Origin of the sequence: Methylobacterium sp. 285MFTsu5.1 (assembly GCF_000383455.1) — a bacterium.
GTDB lineage: Bacteria > Pseudomonadota > Alphaproteobacteria > Rhizobiales > Beijerinckiaceae > Methylobacterium.
Map to the genome: position 1 here is coordinate 107964 of NZ_KB911285.1, position 17375 is coordinate 125338.

At 73.0% G+C, this 17375-nt stretch carries 20 protein-coding genes; 14 read left to right on the forward strand and 6 right to left on the reverse strand.

Annotated features, from left to right (window positions below):
• Nucleotides 1-70: 70 nt before the first annotated feature.
• The 4 genes from H288_RS0121460 to cobJ are packed head-to-tail and all read left to right on the forward strand — an operon-like array spanning nucleotide 71 to nucleotide 3556.
• Nucleotides 71-1330, forward strand: a complete 1260-nt coding sequence (locus tag H288_RS0121460) for a precorrin-3B synthase (protein WP_081636505.1) — start codon at nucleotides 71-73, stop codon at nucleotides 1328-1330.
• A complete protein-coding gene (locus H288_RS0121465) occupies nucleotides 1327-2019 on the forward strand; it encodes a precorrin-8X methylmutase (protein WP_267965793.1) in 693 nt (230 codons plus the stop codon). Before H288_RS0121460 ends, H288_RS0121465 begins: the two co-directional genes overlap by 4 nt.
• Entirely contained in the window at nucleotides 2019-2798 is a 780-nt protein-coding gene (locus tag H288_RS0121470; protein ID WP_020094635.1) for a precorrin-2 C(20)-methyltransferase, read from the forward strand. The genes H288_RS0121465 and H288_RS0121470 overlap by 1 nt, the downstream gene beginning before the upstream one ends.
• The gene (cobJ, locus tag H288_RS0121475; protein WP_020094636.1) at nucleotides 2795-3556 is read left to right on the forward strand and encodes a precorrin-3B C(17)-methyltransferase; all 762 of its coding nucleotides are present in this window, start codon (nucleotides 2795-2797) and stop codon (nucleotides 3554-3556) included. The genes H288_RS0121470 and cobJ overlap by 4 nt, the downstream gene beginning before the upstream one ends.
• Here cobJ and H288_RS0121480 read toward each other — a convergent pair.
• Nucleotides 3523-4335 (reverse strand): cobalt-precorrin-6A reductase, encoded by an 813-nt coding sequence (locus H288_RS0121480; protein WP_020094637.1) that lies wholly within the window; start codon nucleotides 4333-4335, stop codon nucleotides 3523-3525. The two genes, cobJ and H288_RS0121480, sit on opposite strands and share 34 nt — an antisense overlap.
• Between H288_RS0121480 and H288_RS0121485 the strand changes: the two genes are divergently transcribed.
• The 4 genes from H288_RS0121485 to H288_RS0121500 are packed head-to-tail and all read left to right on the forward strand — an operon-like array spanning nucleotide 4334 to nucleotide 8044.
• Nucleotides 4334-5554, forward strand: a complete 1221-nt coding sequence (locus tag H288_RS0121485; protein WP_020094638.1) for a bifunctional cobalt-precorrin-7 (C(5))-methyltransferase/cobalt-precorrin-6B (C(15))-methyltransferase — start codon at nucleotides 4334-4336, stop codon at nucleotides 5552-5554. The two genes, H288_RS0121480 and H288_RS0121485, sit on opposite strands and share 2 nt — an antisense overlap.
• Nucleotides 5551-5955, forward strand: a complete 405-nt coding sequence (locus H288_RS0121490; protein WP_234082293.1) for a cobalamin biosynthesis protein — start codon at nucleotides 5551-5553, stop codon at nucleotides 5953-5955. Before H288_RS0121485 ends, H288_RS0121490 begins: the two co-directional genes overlap by 4 nt.
• Nucleotides 5952-6728: a precorrin-4 C(11)-methyltransferase gene (gene cobM / locus H288_RS0121495; RefSeq protein ID WP_020094640.1), complete on the forward strand. Its 777-nt coding sequence runs from the start codon at nucleotides 5952-5954 to the stop codon at nucleotides 6726-6728. Before H288_RS0121490 ends, cobM begins: the two co-directional genes overlap by 4 nt.
• Entirely contained in the window at nucleotides 6725-8044 is a 1320-nt protein-coding gene (locus tag H288_RS0121500; RefSeq protein ID WP_020094641.1) for a cobyrinate a,c-diamide synthase, read from the forward strand. The genes cobM and H288_RS0121500 overlap by 4 nt, the downstream gene beginning before the upstream one ends.
• A 60-nt stretch (nucleotides 8045-8104) precedes the next feature.
• On the opposite strand, the gene H288_RS0121505 is transcribed toward H288_RS0121500, so the two are convergent.
• The gene (locus H288_RS0121505) at nucleotides 8105-8542 is read right to left on the reverse strand and encodes a helix-turn-helix transcriptional regulator (RefSeq protein WP_020094642.1); all 438 of its coding nucleotides are present in this window, start codon (nucleotides 8540-8542) and stop codon (nucleotides 8105-8107) included.
• 355 nt (nucleotides 8543-8897) lie between these two features.
• On the opposite strand from H288_RS0121505, the gene H288_RS0121510 reads away from it, so the two are divergent.
• Both H288_RS0121510 and H288_RS0121515 read left to right on the forward strand, forming a co-directional pair.
• Nucleotides 8898-9245: an antibiotic biosynthesis monooxygenase gene (locus H288_RS0121510; protein ID WP_020094643.1), complete on the forward strand. Its 348-nt coding sequence runs from the start codon at nucleotides 8898-8900 to the stop codon at nucleotides 9243-9245.
• 335 nt (nucleotides 9246-9580) lie between these two features.
• Entirely contained in the window at nucleotides 9581-11086 is a 1506-nt protein-coding gene (locus H288_RS0121515) for an undecaprenyl-phosphate glucose phosphotransferase (protein ID WP_020094644.1), read from the forward strand.
• Nucleotides 11087-11123: 37 nt separating this feature from the next.
• On the opposite strand, the gene H288_RS0121520 is transcribed toward H288_RS0121515, so the two are convergent.
• A complete protein-coding gene (locus tag H288_RS0121520) occupies nucleotides 11124-11609 on the reverse strand; it encodes a transcriptional repressor (RefSeq protein WP_020094645.1) in 486 nt (161 codons plus the stop codon).
• Between the two features lie 124 nt (nucleotides 11610-11733).
• Between H288_RS0121520 and H288_RS36265 the strand changes: the two genes are divergently transcribed.
• From H288_RS36265 to H288_RS0121535, 3 genes are read left to right on the forward strand one after another with little or no spacing between them, the layout of a single operon-like run.
• Nucleotides 11734-11868 (forward strand): hypothetical protein, encoded by a 135-nt coding sequence (locus tag H288_RS36265; RefSeq protein ID WP_020094646.1) that lies wholly within the window; start codon nucleotides 11734-11736, stop codon nucleotides 11866-11868.
• Nucleotides 11865-12662 (forward strand): ABC transporter ATP-binding protein, encoded by a 798-nt coding sequence (locus H288_RS0121530; RefSeq protein WP_020094647.1) that lies wholly within the window; start codon nucleotides 11865-11867, stop codon nucleotides 12660-12662. The genes H288_RS36265 and H288_RS0121530 overlap by 4 nt, the downstream gene beginning before the upstream one ends.
• A 47-nt stretch (nucleotides 12663-12709) precedes the next feature.
• Entirely contained in the window at nucleotides 12710-13534 is an 825-nt protein-coding gene (locus tag H288_RS0121535; RefSeq protein WP_051123769.1) for a metal ABC transporter permease, read from the forward strand.
• Here the strand turns inward: H288_RS0121535 and H288_RS0121540 are convergent, their stop codons facing one another.
• The 3 genes from H288_RS0121540 to H288_RS0121550 are packed head-to-tail and all read right to left on the reverse strand — an operon-like array spanning nucleotide 13535 to nucleotide 16262.
• Entirely contained in the window at nucleotides 13535-14398 is an 864-nt protein-coding gene (locus tag H288_RS0121540; RefSeq protein ID WP_020094649.1) for an SDR family oxidoreductase, read from the reverse strand.
• Nucleotides 14395-15540, reverse strand: a complete 1146-nt coding sequence (gene queG / locus H288_RS0121545; RefSeq protein ID WP_081636509.1) for a tRNA epoxyqueuosine(34) reductase QueG — start codon at nucleotides 15538-15540, stop codon at nucleotides 14395-14397. The genes H288_RS0121540 and queG overlap by 4 nt, the downstream gene beginning before the upstream one ends.
• 29 nt (nucleotides 15541-15569) lie before the next feature.
• Nucleotides 15570-16262 carry a glutathione S-transferase family protein gene (locus H288_RS0121550; RefSeq protein ID WP_020094651.1) on the reverse strand — a complete coding sequence of 231 codons (693 nt, stop codon included), beginning with the start codon at nucleotides 16260-16262 and terminating at the stop codon, nucleotides 15570-15572.
• A gap of 253 nt (nucleotides 16263-16515) precedes the next feature.
• Here H288_RS0121550 and H288_RS0121555 point away from each other — a divergent pair, with 253 nt between their 5' ends.
• Nucleotides 16516-17319 carry an undecaprenyl-diphosphate phosphatase gene (locus tag H288_RS0121555; RefSeq protein WP_020094652.1) on the forward strand — a complete coding sequence of 268 codons (804 nt, stop codon included), beginning with the start codon at nucleotides 16516-16518 and terminating at the stop codon, nucleotides 17317-17319.
• Nucleotides 17320-17375 lie beyond the last annotated feature (56 nt).

A 17375-nucleotide genomic window follows, 5' to 3' on the forward strand; every position in this document is an offset into this window, starting at 1 on the left:
CGCCCCGCATCGGCGCGTCCTGCCCGAGGCACCGGCCCGCCGGGGCTGGTGTCCCGGTCTGGCGCGGCCCATGCCGACGGGCGACGGGTTGCTCGCGCGCGTGCATCCGCCGCTCGGGATCCTGACCCTCGATCAGGCCCGCGCCGTGGCGGAGGGTGCGCGGCGCTTCGGGAACGGGCACCTGGATCTCACCGCCCGGGCCAATCTCCAGATACGCGGCGTCTCCGAGGCGACGCGCGCGCCGCTGGCCACTTGGCTCGCGGCCCGGGGCCTCGGCGACGTGCGCGCCGACGGCGGCCCCCAGCGCCTGACGCTCACGAGCCCCCTGGCCGGCCACGACCCGGACGAGACGATCGACGTGCCGGCCCTCGCCCGGGCGATCGAGACCGCGGGGCTCGCGATCCCGGGGTTGCCGGCCAAGACCCTGGTCGCTGTCGAGGGCCGCCCCGGCCGGGCGCTGCCGGAGGCGGATCTCTGCGTCGTCGCCGAGGGGCCGGGCCGCGTCGCGATCACGGTCGCGCACGGTGAGACCCAGCGGACGCTCCTGACCTGCGCGGAGGACGCGGCGCCGGGCCACGTGGCGGCCCTGCTCGGAGCCTTCGCGCGGACTGGCCGGCGCCGGATGCGCGACCTGTCGGACGACGAGCGGACCGCGCTGACCGAGGCGCTTCCGTCAGGAGAGTCCCCCGCCGGACCGGCACAGGCGCATCGGGGCTTCGCACCGCAACGGGAGCCGGCGCGTCCGGCGGGCGGACGCGACCTTCGGAGCGTCGCCGCCGACGCGCCCTTCGGGCGCTGCACTGCCGACGCCCTCGACCGGATCGCGGCTACGGCAGCGGCGATCGGCTCCGACGAGATCCGCCTCTCCCCCACGCGCGGCTTCGTGATGCTGGCGCCGGCCGCTGCCGAAGCGGCGGCCGCGATTGCGGCGCTCGCGGCCGAGTTCATCGTCGTCCCCGACGATCCGCGGCGCGCGATCGCGGCCTGCACGGGGGCGCCGGGCTGCGCCTCCGGATCGACCCCCACGCTCGCGGACGCGGCCCGCCTCGCGGCGGCGTTCGGCACCCTGGCGGCCGCGGGCCATGCCGCGCACGTCTCGGGCTGCGCCAAGGGCTGCGCGCGGCCGGGTGCGGCGGACCTGACCCTCGTCGGCCGCGACGGCCTCTACGGCGTTGTGATCGGGGGTGCGCCCGGCGATGAGCCGGCGATGGATCTCCCTATCGAGGCCGTGCTGGAGCGGCTAGGAAGGGCCGAGATCGACGGGCTCTCCGCCGCCTTCGCGCCGGAGATCACCCCTTCGGAATGCGGGAGGACCAGGAGACCGGCATGAGCGCGAGCCAGAACGCCCTGCGCCAGACAGGATCGGAGCCAGCCGCGGCCCACGAGTCCCCGTCCCGCTACGACTACATCCGCGACGGCGGCGCGATCTACGCGCGCTCCTTCGCAATGATCCGCGCCGAGTCCGCTCTCGGGCGCTGGTCGGGCGCCGCCGAGCGCGTCGTCGTCCGCATGATCCATGCCTGCGGCATGACCGACCTGCCGGCCGACGTGGAGATGGCGCCCGGTTTCGCCGAGGCCGGCGTCGCGGCCTTGAAGGCCGGCGCACCGATCCTGTGCGACGTCCGCATGGTCGCCGACGGCGTCACCCGGGCGCGGCTGCCGGCCGGCAACGAGGTGATCTGCACCCTGGGCGACCCGCGCGTGCCGGACCTCGCCAAGAGCCTCGGCACGACCCGCTCCGCGGCCGCCATGGAGCTGTGGCGGGAGCATCTCCCGGGCAGCGTCGTGGCGGTGGGCAACGCCCCGACCGCCCTGTTCCGCCTCTTGGAGCTGCTCGATGCCGGCGTGGCACCGCCCGCCGCGGTGATCGGCATTCCGGTCGGCTTCGTCGGCGCGGCGGAGTCGAAGGAGGCCCTGGCGCGGGACGGCCGCGTGCCGTTCGTAGTCGTGCACGGACGGCGCGGCGGCAGCGCCATGACGGCCGCGGCGGTCAACGCGCTCGCCAGCGAGGTCGAGTGATGGACGGTTTCGAGCGCCTCGACGGCCCGACCGAGGAGATCCCCGCGGCCGCGGTGACGGGCACGCTCTACGGCGTCGGGATGGGCCCGGGCGATCCGGAGCTGCTGACCGTGAAGGCGCAGCGCATCCTGATGCGCGCGCCCGTGCTGGTGCATTTCTGCAAGCGCGGCCGGCGGGGCAACGCCCGCACCATCGCGGACGCGATCCTGCGCGACCCGGCCCGCGAGATGGCCCTCGCCTATCCCTACACGACCGAGATCCATCCCGAGCACCCGGACTACGTCGCGGCGCTGGCCGGATTCTACGACGAGGCGGCCGGGCAGCTCGCCGATCACCTGGGCGCCGGGCGCGACGTCGCGATCCTGTCGGAGGGCGATCCGTTCTTCTACGGCTCGTTCATGCACCTCTGGCGGCGCCTGAAGGACCGGTTCCCCGTGGAGGTGGTTCCGGGCGTCACCGGCATGTCGGGCTGCTGGACCCGGGCCGGCACGCCGATCACGTGGGGCGACGACGTCCTCACCGTCCTGCCGGCGACCCTGTCGCTCGACGCGCTGACCGAGCGCCTGCGCGGCACGGACGCGGCCGTGGTGATGAAGCTCGGGCGGCACCTGCCGAAGGTCCGGGCCGCCCTGTCGGCCGCCGGGCTGCTCGCGCGCGCGGTCTACGTGGAGCGCGGCACGATGGCGGGCGAGCGGGTCGTGATGCTGGCCGACAAGGCCGACGACGACGCGCCCTACTTCTCGATGGTGCTCCTGCCCGGAGAGGGCCGGCGACCGTGAGCGGAAGCCTCACCGTCGTCGGCCTCGGGCCGGGCGACGCGGCCCTGCTGACCGAGTCGGCCCGCCGGGCGCTGGACGCGGCGGAGGACGTCGTCGGCTACTTCCCCTACGTGGCCCGCGTGCCCGAGCGGCCCGGCCTCGTCCGGCACGCCAGTGACAACCGGGTGGAGGTCGACCGGGCGCGCCACGCGCTGCAGCTCGCCGCCTCCGGCCGCCGGGTCGCGGTCGTCTCCGGCGGCGATCCCGGCGTCTTCGCCATGGCGGCGGCGGTGTTCGAGGCGGTCGAGTACGGCGAGCCCGGCTGGCGCGACCTCGCCATCACGGTGGAGCCGGGCATCACCGCGATGCTCGCCGCCGCGGCCCGGCTCGGGGCACCGCTCGGCGGCGACTTCTGCGCGCTCTCGCTCTCGGACAACCTGAAACCCTGGCCGGTCGTGACCGCGCGGCTGGAGGCGGTGCTGCGCGCGGATTTCGTGGTGGCGCTCTACAACCCGATCTCCACCGCCCGGCCCTGGCAGCTCGGGGCGGCGCTGGAGATCGCGGCCGGGATCCGCGCGCCCGAGACGCCGGTGATGTTCGCCCGCGCCGTCAGCCGGCCGGACGAGGCGATCCGCGTCGCGACCCTCGCCGAGGCGCCCGCGGTGCCGGCCGACATGGCCACGATGGTGATCCTGGGCGCCTCGACGACGCGGCTGATCCCGCGCGCGGGCCGGGCGCCCTTCGTCTACACGGCCCGCAAGGTCGAGGGATCGGCGTGATCGCCCGCGTCCAGCCAGTCGCGCGCGCCGGCGGCGTCCGCGACGCTCGGCACGTCGGGCTTGCCCGGCCGACGCACCATCACGACCGGGATTCCGAGGCCGCGCGCCGCCGCGATCTTGCCGTAGGTCGCCGCGCCGCCCGCGTTCTTGCTGACCACGATCTCGATCCGGCTCGCCCGCATCAGGGCCGTCTCGGACGCGGCGTCGAACGGTCCGCGCGCCTCCAGGGCGGTCAGATGCGGCACCGGCAGGATGCCGCCCAGCGGCTCGACCGTCCGCGCCAAGTAGCTGTGCTGGGGCGCCGCCGCGAAGGCCCCGGCCTCCTGTCGACCGATCGTCAGGAACACGCGCCGGGGCTCGGGGCCAAGGGCGGCGACCGCCTCCTCCATCCCGTCGACCTCGACCCAGTCGTCGCCGGGCTCCCGGCTCCAGGCCGGCCTGCGGATCGCGAGGAGCGGCACGCCCGTCAGGGCCGCCGCGCGCGCGGCGTTGGCCGAGATCCGCGCGGCGAACGGGTGGGTCGCGTCGATCAGGCGGGTGATCGCCTCGGCCTCCAGGTAGCGGGCGAGGCCCTCGGCGCCGCCGAACCCGCCGATCCGGGTCGGGACCGGCTCGGGCTTCGGCGCCGCCGTCCGTCCCGCCAGCGAGAGGGTCACGGCGCGATCCGCCTGCCCCGCGAGCGACCGCACCAGGGCGCTCGCCTCGCCGGTCCCGCCGAGGATCAGGATCCGCATCGTGCCGGTGATCGGGAGCGGCGTGTTCATAAGCGCCTTGTCCATGAGCGCTGACCCGCTGTCGAGCGTCCCGTGGCTGTCGATCGTCGGGATCGGCGAGGACGGCCGGGCCGGACTGACGCCGTCCGCCGCCGCCGCGCTCGACGCCGCCCGCGTGGTCTACGGAGGCCGGCGCCACCTCGCCCTCGCCGGGCCGCTCGACGCGGAGACGCAGCCCTGGCCGAGCCCGATCCACGAGGCCTATCCAGAGATCCTGGCGCGGCGTGGCCGGCCGACCTGCATCCTCGCCACGGGCGACCCGTTCCACTACGGCATCGGCGCCGAGATCGCCCGGCTGGTGCCGGCGGACGAGATCCGCGCCTTCCCGCAGCCTTCGGCCTTCAGCCTCGCCTGCGCCCGGCTCGGCTGGCCGCTCGCCGAGTGCGCCCTGGTCACGCTCCACGGTCGCGCACTGACCCGGATCGTTCCGCATCTCCAGCCGGGTGCGCGGCTCCTCGTCCTGTCGTGGGACGGCACGACGCCCGGCGCCCTTGCCGCCCTGCTGCGCGACCGGGGCTTCGGCGCGTCGACGCTGACGGTGCTGGAGGCGATGGGCGGGCCGCGCGAGCGCGTCCGCCCGCTCCGCGCCGACGCGTTCGACGGCGCCGACTTCGATCCGCTGAACACGGTGGCGCTCGCGGTGGCGGGTGCCGGCCGCGCCCTGCCCCTCGCGCCAGGCCTCGACGACGACCTGTTCGAGAATGACGGGCAGCTGACCAAGTCCGAGATCCGGGCCCTGACCCTGTCGGCGCTGCGCCCGCATCCGGGACAGCATCTCTGGGATGTCGGTGCGGGCGCCGGCTCGATCGCGATCGAGTGGATGCTGCGCCACCCGAGCCTGCGCGCCACCGCGATCGAGGGAAGGCCGGACCGCGTCGAGCGGATCCGCCGCAACGCCGTCGCGCTCGGCGCCCCGGACCTCGCCGTCGTCGCCGGCACGGCGCCGGGCGCGCTCGCCGGCCTGCCCGCGCCGAACGCGGTTTTCATCGGCGGCGGCGTCTCGGAGCCGGGGGTCCTCGCGACCGTGCTGGCAGCGCTGCCGGGCGGCGGTCGCTGCGTCGCCAACGCCGTGACCCTCGAGGGCGAGGCCGCGCTGCTCGCGGCCTTCGCGGCGCATGGCGGGAGCCTGCGCCGCTACGGCGTGGAGCGGGCGAGCCCGGTCGGGGGAATGCACGGCTGGCGCCCGGCCATGACGGTGATCCAGTGGGCCTGGACCAAGCCGTGACCGGAGCGCTGGTCGCCGGCATCGGGTTCCGCCGGGGCACCGAGGCCGAGGAGATCGCGGAGTTGATCGAGCGCGCTCTCGTCCTGGTCGGCGCCGCGCGGTCGAGCCTCGCGGCCGTGGCCACGGCTGACGACCGGGCGTCGGACCCGGCGATCCGCGCGGCGACGGCCCGGTTCGGCCTGGCACCGCATTCCATCGCCGCCGCCGCGCTGGAGGCCCGCGACGCCGAGGTCGTCACCCGCTCGGCGCGGATCGAGCGCCTGCGCGGCGTCGGCTCGCTGGCCGAGGCGGCGGCCCTCGCCGGCGCCGGGCCCCGGAGCCGCCTCGCCCTACCCCGGATCGCGAGCGGCGGCGCCACTTGCGCCCTGGCTGTCCGATACGACACGACACGGGAACCATGACCGTCCACTTCATCGGCGCCGGCCCCGGCGCGGCCGACCTGATCACGGTGCGCGGGCGCGACCGCATCGCCGCCTGTCCCGTCTGCCTCTACGCCGGGTCGCTCGTCGCACCCGAGATCCTGGGCTGGTGCCCGCCCGGTGCCCGGATCGTCGACACGGCGCCCCTCGACCTCGACGCCATCCTGGCGGAGATCCGTTCGGCGCACGCGGCCGGCCAGGACGTGGCGCGCCTGCATTCCGGCGACCTGTCGATCTGGAGCGCCCTGGCCGAGCAGATGCGCCGGCTCGACGCGCTGGCCATTCCCTACACGGTGACGCCGGGTGTCCCCGCCTTCGCGGCCGCGGCCGCGCTGCTGCGCCGGGAGCTGACGGTCCCGGGCGTGGCCCAGACCGTGGTCCTGACCCGCACCTCCGGGCGGGCGAGCGCCATGCCCGAGCGGGAGACGCTGGCGGCCTACGCGGCCACCGGCGCGACCCTGGCGATTCACCTGTCGATCCACGTCGTCGAGGCCGTCGCCGCCGAGCTGATCCCCTTCTACGGCCCGTCTTGCCCGGCGGCGGCGGTGTTCCGAGCCTCCTGGCCGGACGAGCGGGCGCTCGTGGGCGATCTCGCCGCGCTGCCCGGGCTCGTCGCGGAGGCCGGTCTGGAGCGCACCGCCCTGATCCTGGTCGGACCGGCGCTGGGCGCCGCGGAGTTCCGCGAGAGCGCCCTCTACGCGCCCGACTACGACCGGCGCTACCGGCCGGGCGGCACGGTGGGGTCGCGGTCGTGAGTGCCCCCGGCCTCCTCGTCGCGGCGCCGCGCTCCAGCTCCGGCAAGACGACCGTCGCCCTCGCGCTCATGCGCGCCCTCACCCGGCGCGGCCTGCGGGTGCGCGGCGCGAAGTGCGGCCCGGACTACATCGATCCGGCCTTCCACCAGGCCGCGACCGGCCATCCGAGCTTCAACCTCGACAGCTTCGCCATGGCGCCGCCGCTCCTCGACGCGCTGGCGGGCGCGACGGCGGCGGCGGCCGATCTGCTGATCGCCGAGGGGTCCATGGGCCTGTTCGACGGCGTCCGGGCGGCCGAGAACCGCACCGGGGCGAATGCCGACATCGCCGCGCGCTACGGCTGGCCGGTGGTGCTCGTGGTGGACGTGTCGGGCGCGGCGCAATCGGCGGCCGCCGTGGCGCTCGGCTGCAAGCTCTACGATCCCCGCATCCGGATCGCCGGCGTGATCCTCAACAAGGTGGCGAGCGCCCGTCACCGGCGCCTCGTCGAAGCCGGCATGGAGCGCGCGGGGCTGCCGGTGCTCGGCGCGCTGATGCGCGACGCGCAGCTCGTCCTGCCCGAGCGCCACCTGGGGCTCGTGCAGGCCGGCGAGACCGCGGATCTCGCCGCGCGCCTCGACAGGCTCGCCGACCTCGCGGAGGCGGGCATCGACCTCGACGCCGTGACGGCCTGCGCGAGCGGCACCGTACCGCCCTCCGGTGGCCGCCTGCCCCGGCCGCCCGGACAGCGCGTGGCGGTCGCCCGGGACGCGGCGTTCAGCTTCCTCTACCCGCATCTTGAGACCGGGTGGCGGATGGCCGGCGCCGAGCTCGTGCCGTTCTCGCCCTTGGCCGACGAGGGACCGCCCGAGGATTGCGACGTCTGCTGGCTGCCGGGCGGCTATCCGGAACTGCACGCGGGCCCGATCGCCGGCGCGACCCGCTTCCTGGACAGGCTGCGCCGCTTCGCGCGGACCCGGCCGGTCCACGGGGAGTGCGGCGGCTACATGGTCCTGGGCGAGACGTTGCAGGATGCCGACGGAGCGACCCATGCCATGGCCGGACTGCTGCCGGTCGCGACCTCGTATCACCGGCGCAAGCTGCATCTCGGCTATCGCGTCGCGCGGCTCTGCGAATCCGGCCTGCTCGGCGCCGCGGGCACGCGCCTTGTCGGCCACGAATTCCACTACGCCAGCGAGCTCTCGCCGATCGCGCCGGAGGAAACGGCGCTCGCCCGCGTGACGGATGCCGAAGGTGTCGATCTGGGACTGGCCGGCCACCGGGTCGGACCCGTCACCGGCAGCTTCTTCCACCTGATCGCGACCGATCCGCCGTGACGCCGGGCTCGGCGCAGCCGCTTCGAAGGTCCCCGAGGTGAAGCCTGTTTCGCGCGCCGGTCAGGCCGGATCCGTCGTCGGCGCGGTTGCGCCGCGGTTCTGCGCGAGTCGCGCGGCGCTGCGGACCAGCGCGAGCACGTCGCGGCGCATCTGCTCGTCCTCGATCTGGGCGTAGGCGCGCAGCAGCTCGATGGCGCCGTGGGCGCTGAGGAAGCCGAACACGTCCTCCTGCGCGTTCTCGCGCGGCTCGTTCTCCTCGAAGAACGCGGAGACCGGAACCTCGAGGAGGCGCGCGATCTCGCGCAGCCGGCCGGCCCCGACCCGGTTCTGGCCCTTCTCGTATTTCTGAACCTGCTGGAAGGTCACGCCGACCGCGTTGCCCAGCGCGGTCTGGCTCATGCCGCGAGCCTTGCGCAGCGCTGTGATCCGGATGCCGACGAGGCGATCGACGTCCGTCGTCTGCTTCGGCATCGTCTGGCCGGAGGAATCCTTGTCCATGGCGTGGGCTGCATCCTCCTGCGGACGGGGTGTCTTCGCCTCGCTGTCGCGCCGCTTCACCGTCCGCCCCTTAGTCGCATGTCCTGCACGCCAGGTTGCCGGTACTCCGTGCCGATGTCCGGCTATAGCCCTGATCCCGACACAGGTGAACCGGGGCGCAGTAGGACACCAAGTTGTCAAGCTTCGCAAGTCGAAGGTTACATCTTCTAGTTTAAGCCCACACATCTTTGCAACATTGTTGCTCAAATGTCGACGTGGAGGTCAGGGCTGCTTTCGAGGTGCGCCTTGTCGCCGCGCGGCGGTACCCCTTAGGACCACAGGGGCATGTAGGTTCGGTACCGCGCAGGAGGCACGCATGTTCATCGCGATGAATCGCTTCAAGGTCGTTAAGGACGCGACGGCGGATTTCGAGGCCGTCTGGCTCGGGCGCGACAGCCACCTCGGCGAGATGCCGGGCTTCGTCGAGTTTTACCTGCTGCGCGGCCCCGAGCACGAGGACCACGTGCTCTACGCCTCGCACACGATCTGGCGATCGCGTGCCGATTTCGAGGCCTGGACCCGGTCCGAGCAGTTCCGCAAGGCGCATGGCCGCGTGCCCTCGACCAAGCCCCTGTATCTCGGCCACCCCCAATTCGAGGGTTTCGAGACGATCCAGACGGTCGGCGGGACGGCCGATGCGCGCCAGGACGCGGACGCCGTCTGAACGCGGCGGACCCCGGCCGCCCTTCGGCCGGGGTCATTCGAGGCGCCGATCCGGTTGAAACCGCGATGAAAGAAACTCGCGTGAATTGAAATAGCTCCGGCGAAAACGGTCCCCCGTCAAACCTCGCGACGGCCGGCTGCGCCGAACAGTCACTCAGCATTAACTATGTATTGCCTCCTCCGGAAGCAGGCCCTAAGTCGCAGCGCTCATCCGCGACTGCGATCGTGAACCCGCCGGGCCCGCGGCTTGCTCCGTGACCGTCACCAGGCGGCGCTGAAACCTTTCGTGTCTCAGACTGGTACAGAGTCCGACTAAGACGGGACGTTGCGGGTCAGATGTTTCACGATCGGCTTCCGGAGACGTTTCAGGCGCTGCCGACCTCGGCGGAGCGCCGCCGCAATGTGTGGTCGGCCCTGCTGCCGCGCCGCGGCCGTGCGCTGGCACGCATCGCCCTGTCCATGACTCTCGCCGCCACCGACATCGCGGCGATCGTGGCGGTCACGCTGGGCCTCGAATGCGCCTACCAAGTCCTCGCGCAGGACGGCACGGTGTGGGCGGGTCTCGTCCGCGGCTCGCGGCTGTCGGCGCTGCTGGCGCTGGTGATCGTCGCCACGAACGTCCTGCGCGAGGAGTACAGCCTCGAGAACGTGATGGCGCAGAAGCCGGGCGTCCAGCGGGTGGCCTCGCTCTGGCTGATCGCCTGGGCCGCCGTGCTCGTCGTCAGCTTCATGACGAAGACGACCAACGATTACTCGCGGCTCGTCTCGCTCGGGATCTTCGCCGCCGGCCTGCCGGTGCTCATCGCGGCGCGGGCCGCGGTGCGCCGGCTCGTGCGCGAGCGGCTGAGCGCCGGATCGGCCACCGCCAGCCGGATCCACCTCGTGGGCTACGAGGAGGACATCGCGCGCTTCTACGCCGGCAAGGAGGTCGACCAGCTCGGCTCGCGGATCATCGGGACGAGCTACCTGCGGCGGGTCGATCCCGGCGCCGACGCGGCCACGCGCCACGACCAGTTGCAGGAGGATCTCGACCTCGCCGTCTCCGTCGTCCGCTTCCTGCGGCCGGACGACGTCTTCGTGCTGGTGCCCTGGGCCGACACCGCGGAGGTCGAGCGCTGCATCGACGCCTTCCTGCGGGTGCCCTCGGCCCTCCACCTGCGTCCCGGCGCGGTCCTCGACCGGTTCCCGGACCTGCAGGTCGCCCGGGTCGGCGGCGTCTCGGGGATCAACATCGGCCGCCGTCCGCTCAACGTCGGCGAGGTCATGCTGAAGCGCGCCCTCGACCTGACGGTGGCGACCATCGCCCTCGTGTCGCTGTCGCCGCTGCTCGCCGCGATCGCGGTGGCGATCAAGCTCGACAGCCCCGGCCCGGTCTTCTTCCGGCAGAAGCGCTACGGCTTTAACCAGCAGCCGTTCGGCGTCTTCAAGTTCCGGTCGATGCGGGCGGATCCGAACGCCGCCTTCCGGCAGGCGACCCGCAACGACAGCCGCATCACCCGGATCGGCGCGATCCTGCGCCGGACGAACCTCGACGAGCTGCCCCAGCTGATCAACGTCCTGCGCGGAGAGATGTCGCTGGTCGGCCCCCGTCCGCACGCTTTGGCGCACGATCGGAGCTTCGAGCGCCGGATCGCCCTCTACGCCCGCCGGCACAACGTGAAGCCCGGGATCACCGGCTGGGCCCAGGTCAACGGCTACCGCGGCGAGACGCAGACCGACCTCGCCATGGAGCGGCGCGTCGCCTGCGACCTGCACTACATCGACAACTGGTCGATCTGGTTCGACATCCAGATCATGATCCAGACGGTCGTCTCGCGCCGCGCCTACCAGAACGCCTTCTGACCGGCACCCGGCGGCCGTCCGCCCTGGAAGTGGCGCCTCAGGGGGCCTGCTTCCGCTCCCGGCAGGCGCCGCAATCGCCCTCGACCTCCAGGATACTGTGGGTCGGGGTGAAGCCAGCCCGCTCCAGCGTCCGCCCCAGGCTGCCCTCGACTTCCTCCGACGAGGCCTCGTCGACGCCGCCGCAGGTGCGGCAGATCAGGAAGATGACCCCCTCCCCGGGGGCGTGGCCGTGCGCGCAGGGGATGAAGGCGTTGCGGCTCGCGATCCGGTGGACCAGCCCCTGCTCCATGAGGAAGTCGAGGGCGCGGTAGACCGAGACCGGGGCCACGCGCTTGCCCGGCGCGCTCAGCCGCTCCGCGATATCGTAGGCGCCCTGAGCCTTGGCGGACTCGGCCACGGCCTCGAGCACCTCCCGGCGCAGGGGCGTGAACTGAAGACCACGCTCGCGACACAGGGCCTCGGCCCGCGCGAGCATGTCACCGGTGCCGGCGTGGCACGCGTCGTGACCCTCGTGACGGTGCATGATCGCTCCAGACGTGATCCGCAGGTTGTCCCACGGGTTTGTTACAGTGTATCACCGCCGCCCAGCAGCGCACCAGTAGCCCCGCGCGGTACCCGCGCCGGCGTGAGCGCGCGACGAGGACCCCGTGCCGACCATTCCCAGCCCGAGACACGCGGCGCGGCGATCGCTGTTCCAGAGCGGGATCGGCCTGCGGCTGGCGCTCGCCGCGCTGCTCTCGGCGCTGGTCTGGCTGACCATCGCCTGGGCGCTGGCGACATGAGCGGCGCGCGCCCGGATCCGATCCGCCTCGTCGGTCTCACCCTCGGTTACGACCGGCATCCGGCGGTCCACCACCTCGACGGGTCCGTGCGGGCCGGCGACCTGCTCGCCCTCGTCGGCCCGAACGGAGCCGGCAAGTCGACGCTCCTCAAGGGCATGGCCGGAGAGATCCGCTGCCTGGACGGGCGCATCGAGCGCGCCGGCGCCCTCGCCTACATGCCGCAGGTCGACGAGATCGACCGGAGCTTCCCGCTCACCGTCATGGATCTCGCCGGCATGGGCCTCTGGCGGCGCGCGGGGGCGTGGCGCAGCCTCACCCGGCGGCGTCCGGCGATCGAGGCGGCGCTGGCCACGGTCGGCCTCGACGGCTTCGCGGCGCGCCCGATCGGCACTCTGTCGGGCGGACAGTTCCGGCGCGCCCTGTTCGCCCGTCTGATCCTGCAGGACTGCCCGGTCGTGCTCCTCGACGAGCCGTTCACCGGCATCGACTCGCGGACGGTCGACGATCTCCTGGCACTCATCCGCACGTGGCACGCCGAGGGGCGGACCGTGGTCGCGGCCCTCCACGACCTCCAGCAGGTCCGCGCGCATTTCCCGACGACGCTGCTGCTCGCCCGAGAGCCCGTGGCCTGGGGTCCGACCGCGCGGGTCCTGGCGGCCGAGAACCTCGCGCGCGCCCGCAACCTGTCCGAGGCCTGGGACGAGGGCGCGGCGATCTGCGCCGGGCCGCGAGCCGTCGCGGCGGCGCACGACCACGGCGGCGCGGACCATCACCACCACGAGGACGCCGCGTGACCGATCCGCTCGGATCCCTGTTCGCGCCGTTCGTGGAGTTCGGCTTCATGCGCCGGGCCCTGGCGGGCTGCCTCGCCCTGTCGGTCTCGGCGCCACCCATCGGCGTGTTCCTGACGCTGCGCCGCATGAGCCTGATGAGCGACGCGATGAGCCACGCGATCCTGCCCGGCGCCGCGGTCGGCTTCCTCGTCGCCGGCCTGTCGCTGCCGGCGATGACGCTGGGCGGCCTCGTCGCCGGGCTCGCGGTCGCCCTCCTGGCCGGCGCCGTCACCCGCGCGACGGTCGTCCGGGAGGACGCGAATCTCGCGGCCTTCTACCTCATCTCGCTCGCGGCCGGCGTGCTGCTGGTCTCCCTGCGCGGCTCGCAGATCGACCTCATGCATTTCCTGTTCGGCTCGGTCCTGGCGCTCGACGACGCCGCGCTGTGGCTGCTCGGTGGCATCAGCACGCTGACCCTGCTGGCCCTGGCCCTGATCTACCGGCCGCTCGTGATGGAATGCGTCGATCCCCTGTTCCTGCGGAGCGTCAGCCGCAGCGGCGGCCCGGTTCACCTCGCCTTCCTGGCGCTGGTGGTGGTGAACCTCGTCGGCGGGTTCCAGGCCCTCGGCACGCTGCTGGCGGTGGGGCTGATGCTGCTGCCGGCGGTGGCGGCCCGGTTCTGGGCCCGCGACCTCGCCGGCCTGATCCCGGTCTCGATGCTGATCGCGGCCCTGGCGAGCGTGTCGGGGCTCAGCCTGTCGTACCGGTACGACGTGCCGAGCGGGCCGGCCATCGTGCTGGCGGCCGGTGCCCTCTACGTCGCCTCGATGATGGTCGGCCCGCGCGACGGCCTGCTCCGCCGCCTCGTCCGGCCGCGCCACCTCGAGGCCTGATCAGGGCTGATCCTTGAGCGCCGCGAGCCCCTCGCGGTAGGTCGGATAGGCGAGCGCGACGCCGAGTTCGTCGCGGATCAGGCGGTTCCGGACGCGCTTGTTCTCGCCGTAGAAGCTGCGCGCCATCGGCGACAGGTCGGCGGTCTCGAAATCGATCTCGGGCGGCAGCGGCAGGCCTGTGAGGGCGGCCGCGTGCTCGGTCACGGTCTGGGGCGCGGTCGGCTCGTCGTCGGTGACGTTGTAGATCGCCCCCGGCCGCGGCCGGTCGATCGAGGCGAGCAGCGTCGTGGCAATGTCGTCGACGTGGATGCGGTTGAAGACCTGCCCGGCCTTCACGATGCGCTGCGAGCGCCCCTCCCGCAGCTTCACGATCGGGTTGCGCCCGGGTCCGTAGATGCCCGAGAGCCGGAACACCTGCACGGCCTTGCCGGTCGCGGCGCCGAGCGCCAGCCACGCCGCCTCGGCGTCGACGCGCACCTTGGACCGGGCGCTGCGCGGGGTCGCCGGCGCAGTCTCGTCGATCCAGGCGCCGCCCTGGTCGCCGTAGACGCCGATGGTCGACAGGTAGCCGATCCACCGGATCCGGCTCGCCGCGACGGCGTCGGCGTAGCGGGCCAGCACCGGGTCGCCGGCCTCGCCGGGGGGCGCCGAGACCAGGAGCACGTCCGTGTCGGCGAGATCCGCCGCGATCCGGGGATCGTCGGCCTCCGGCCCGAAGGCGCGCATCGCGAAACCGGTCTCCGCCGCGATGCGGTCGGCGGCCGCGGGGTCGGTGACGGTGGCGCGGACGGTCCCGAAGCGCGCCCGTGCCCGCTCGGCGAAGTGGCGGCCGGTGAAGCCGAGCCCGAAGACGAAGAGGTTCATGCCGCGGATGTCTCGTCCGTCCGCGGTTCCGTCAAGCCGGTGGCGGCCCGCCACTCGTCCCGCACGTGGGCGTCGGTCTCGGAATCGCCGTGCTGGCGCCCGAGCGCGCGCACGGCCTCGGGCGCCAGCAGCCGGCCGCAGGCCCAGACCGCCATGCCGCGCACCAGTGGAGACGGGTCGCGCAGGCGCGCGAGGGCCGCCTCCGCGAGCGACGGGTCTTCGGAATTCCCGATCGCGATCATGACGTTGCGGAGGAAGCGGTCGCGCCCAGTGCGCTTCACCGGCGTGCCGGCGAAGAAGGTGCGGAACGCCGCGTCGTCGAGGCCCGCGAGATCCGCGAGCGCCGGGGCCGCTAGGTCCGCCCGCGCGGCGAGGCGGCTCTCCGCCGCGGTGCGGGCGAACTTGTTCCAGGGGCAGACGGCCAAGCAATCGTCGCAGCCGAACACCCGGTTGCCGATCGCTTCCCGGAACGCCGGGGGGATCGGCCCGGCATGCTCGATCGTCAGGTACGAGATGCAGCGGCGGGCATCGAGCCGGTAAGGCGCCGGAAACGCGTCGGTGGGGCAGACGTCCAGGCAGGCGCGGCACGAGCCGCAACGGTCGGGCTCCGGCGGGTCGGGCTCGAATTCCGCGCTCGTGTAGATCGCGCCGAGGAGCAGCCAGTTGCCGTGCCCGCGAGAGATCAGCACCGTGTGCTTGCCCTGCCAGCCGAGGCCGGCCGCCTCCGCCAGGGTCTTCTCCATGACGGGGGCGGTGTCGCAGAAGACCTTCACCCGCACGTCGCCCTTGGCCGACAGATACCCACCCAATTCTTTCAGGCGGCCCTTCAAAACCTCGTGATAGTCCCGCCGCTGCGCGTAGGCGGCGACGGCACCGCGGTCGCGACGCGCCACGAGGTCGAGGGGATCGTGCTCCGGCCGGTAGCTCATCGCCAGGACCAGGATGCTGCGCAGACCGGGCCACAGCGCGATCGGGCTGGCGCGCTGGTCGGCCCGCTCCGCCATCCAGTCCATGGTGCCCTGCGCGCCCTCGGCGAGCCAGGCGGACAGGCGGCCGGGCAGGTCGGGCAGCCGGTCGGGTCGGGTCACGCGCAGGCCGCAGAACCCGAGCGTCCGCGCCCGGGTCTCGACGAGGCGGCGCAGGTGGGCGCCGTGGTAGGTCCGTCGGGCGTTCAGAAATCCAGATCCGCATAGTGGGCGGCCGGTGCCATCCCGGCCACCCGGTCGGCGAGCAGGGCGCGGAACGAGGGCCGCGACTTGACGCGGGCGTACCAGTTCCGCGCCATCTCGTCCTCGTCCCAGGGCACGTCGCCCAGGTAGTCGACGCAGGAGAGATGGGCGGCCGCCGCGAGATCGGCATAGGTCAGGTTGTCGCCGGCGATCCAGCGCCGCCGCGCGATGAGGTAGCCGATGTATTTGAGGTGGTAGCGCACGTTGGAGCGCGCCGCGCGGATCGCGTTCATGTCGGGCGGGCCGCCGCCCTCGTTGGCCGACATGAAGCGCTTCGAGATCTTCTCGTTGACGAGGTAGGCGGTCACCTCGGACTCGAACTTGACCAGGAACCAGTCGAGCAGGCGCCGTACCTCCACGCGCTCGACGGTGTCCTCCGGTAGCATGCGCCGCCCCGAGAGCCCCAGGCCGCGGGTCTCGTCGAGGTACTCGGCGATGACGCCGGCGCCGGGAACCACGAGGCCGTTCTGCTCCAGCAGCACGGGCGTGACGCCCGCCGGGTTGATCAGCAGGAAGTCGTCGCGCCGTTCCCAGGGCCGTTCTTCGAACAGCGTCGGCTCCATGCCCATCTCGGCGAGCACGAGACGGATGAAACGGGAATTCGCGCAGAAGGGGAAATGGTAGAGGGTTGCCATCGAGGCCGTGCGGGACGTTCGGTCTGCCAGCGCGGCCGGTCCCGCGCTCGTCGTGGGTCCTGAAGCGCGGGTCTTCGGCGCAGAGGACTTCGGACCGAGCGTTATTGCCCGACCGTTGCCGAGCCCTTAACACGCGCGGCCCGGCCCGGTAACTGCCCGTCAACCCTGATCGGCGAAGCCTCGGGTACAACCATTTCGCGTGGCAGGCGGTGGCCCGACGGGGGCCTCCGCGCGCGCGGCACAGGGCGTCGCGATGGATCCGGCAAGCATCGGCAAGGCAGTGCTGCTCGCCCTGGTGGAGGGGGCGACCGAATTCATCCCGGTCTCCTCCACCGGCCACCAGCTGCTGGTGGGGCACTTCATCGGCTTCCACTCGCCCAACAACACCTTCGAGGTGCTGATCCAGCTCGGCGCGATCCTGGCGATCCTGCTGGTGTATTTCCGCCGCCTCTTGGGGATCGCCACCGCGTTGCCGTCCGATCCGAAGGCGCGCCGCTTCGTCCTCGGCATCCTGGTGGCGTTCCTGCCGGCGGCGATCATCGGCGGCCTCTTCTCGAAGCTGATCAAGGCCTACCTGTTCAACCCGTGGATCGTCTGCGCGACCCTGGTGGCCGGCGGGCTCGTGCTCCTCGTCATCGACGACACCGACCTCGAGGTGAAGAAGACCGACGTCTACGACTTCTCGCTGCCGATGGACCTGAAGATCGGCATCTTCCAGTGCCTGGCGATGATCCCCGGCGTCTCGCGCTCGGGCGCCACGATCGTGGGCGCGATGCTGATGGGCGCCGACAAGCGCTCGGCCACCGAGTTCTCGTTCTACCTCGCGATGCCGACCATGGCGGGCGCTTTCGCCAAGGACCTGCTCGACAACTACAAATACCTCTCGAGCAACGATGTCGGGCTGATCGCGATCGGCTTCATCGTGTCGTTCGTCTCGGCGCTGTTCGTGGTGCGGTTTCTCCTCGACTACGTCTCCCGCCACGGTTTCTGGCTGTTCGCGTGGTGGCGGATCATCGTCGGCGCCCTCGGCTTCGCCGGCCTGATCATCCTCGGCTGACGCGGGCGGGATCGCGCCCCGTTCGGTCGGCCCGGGCTCGCCGGCAGCGGCTCGGA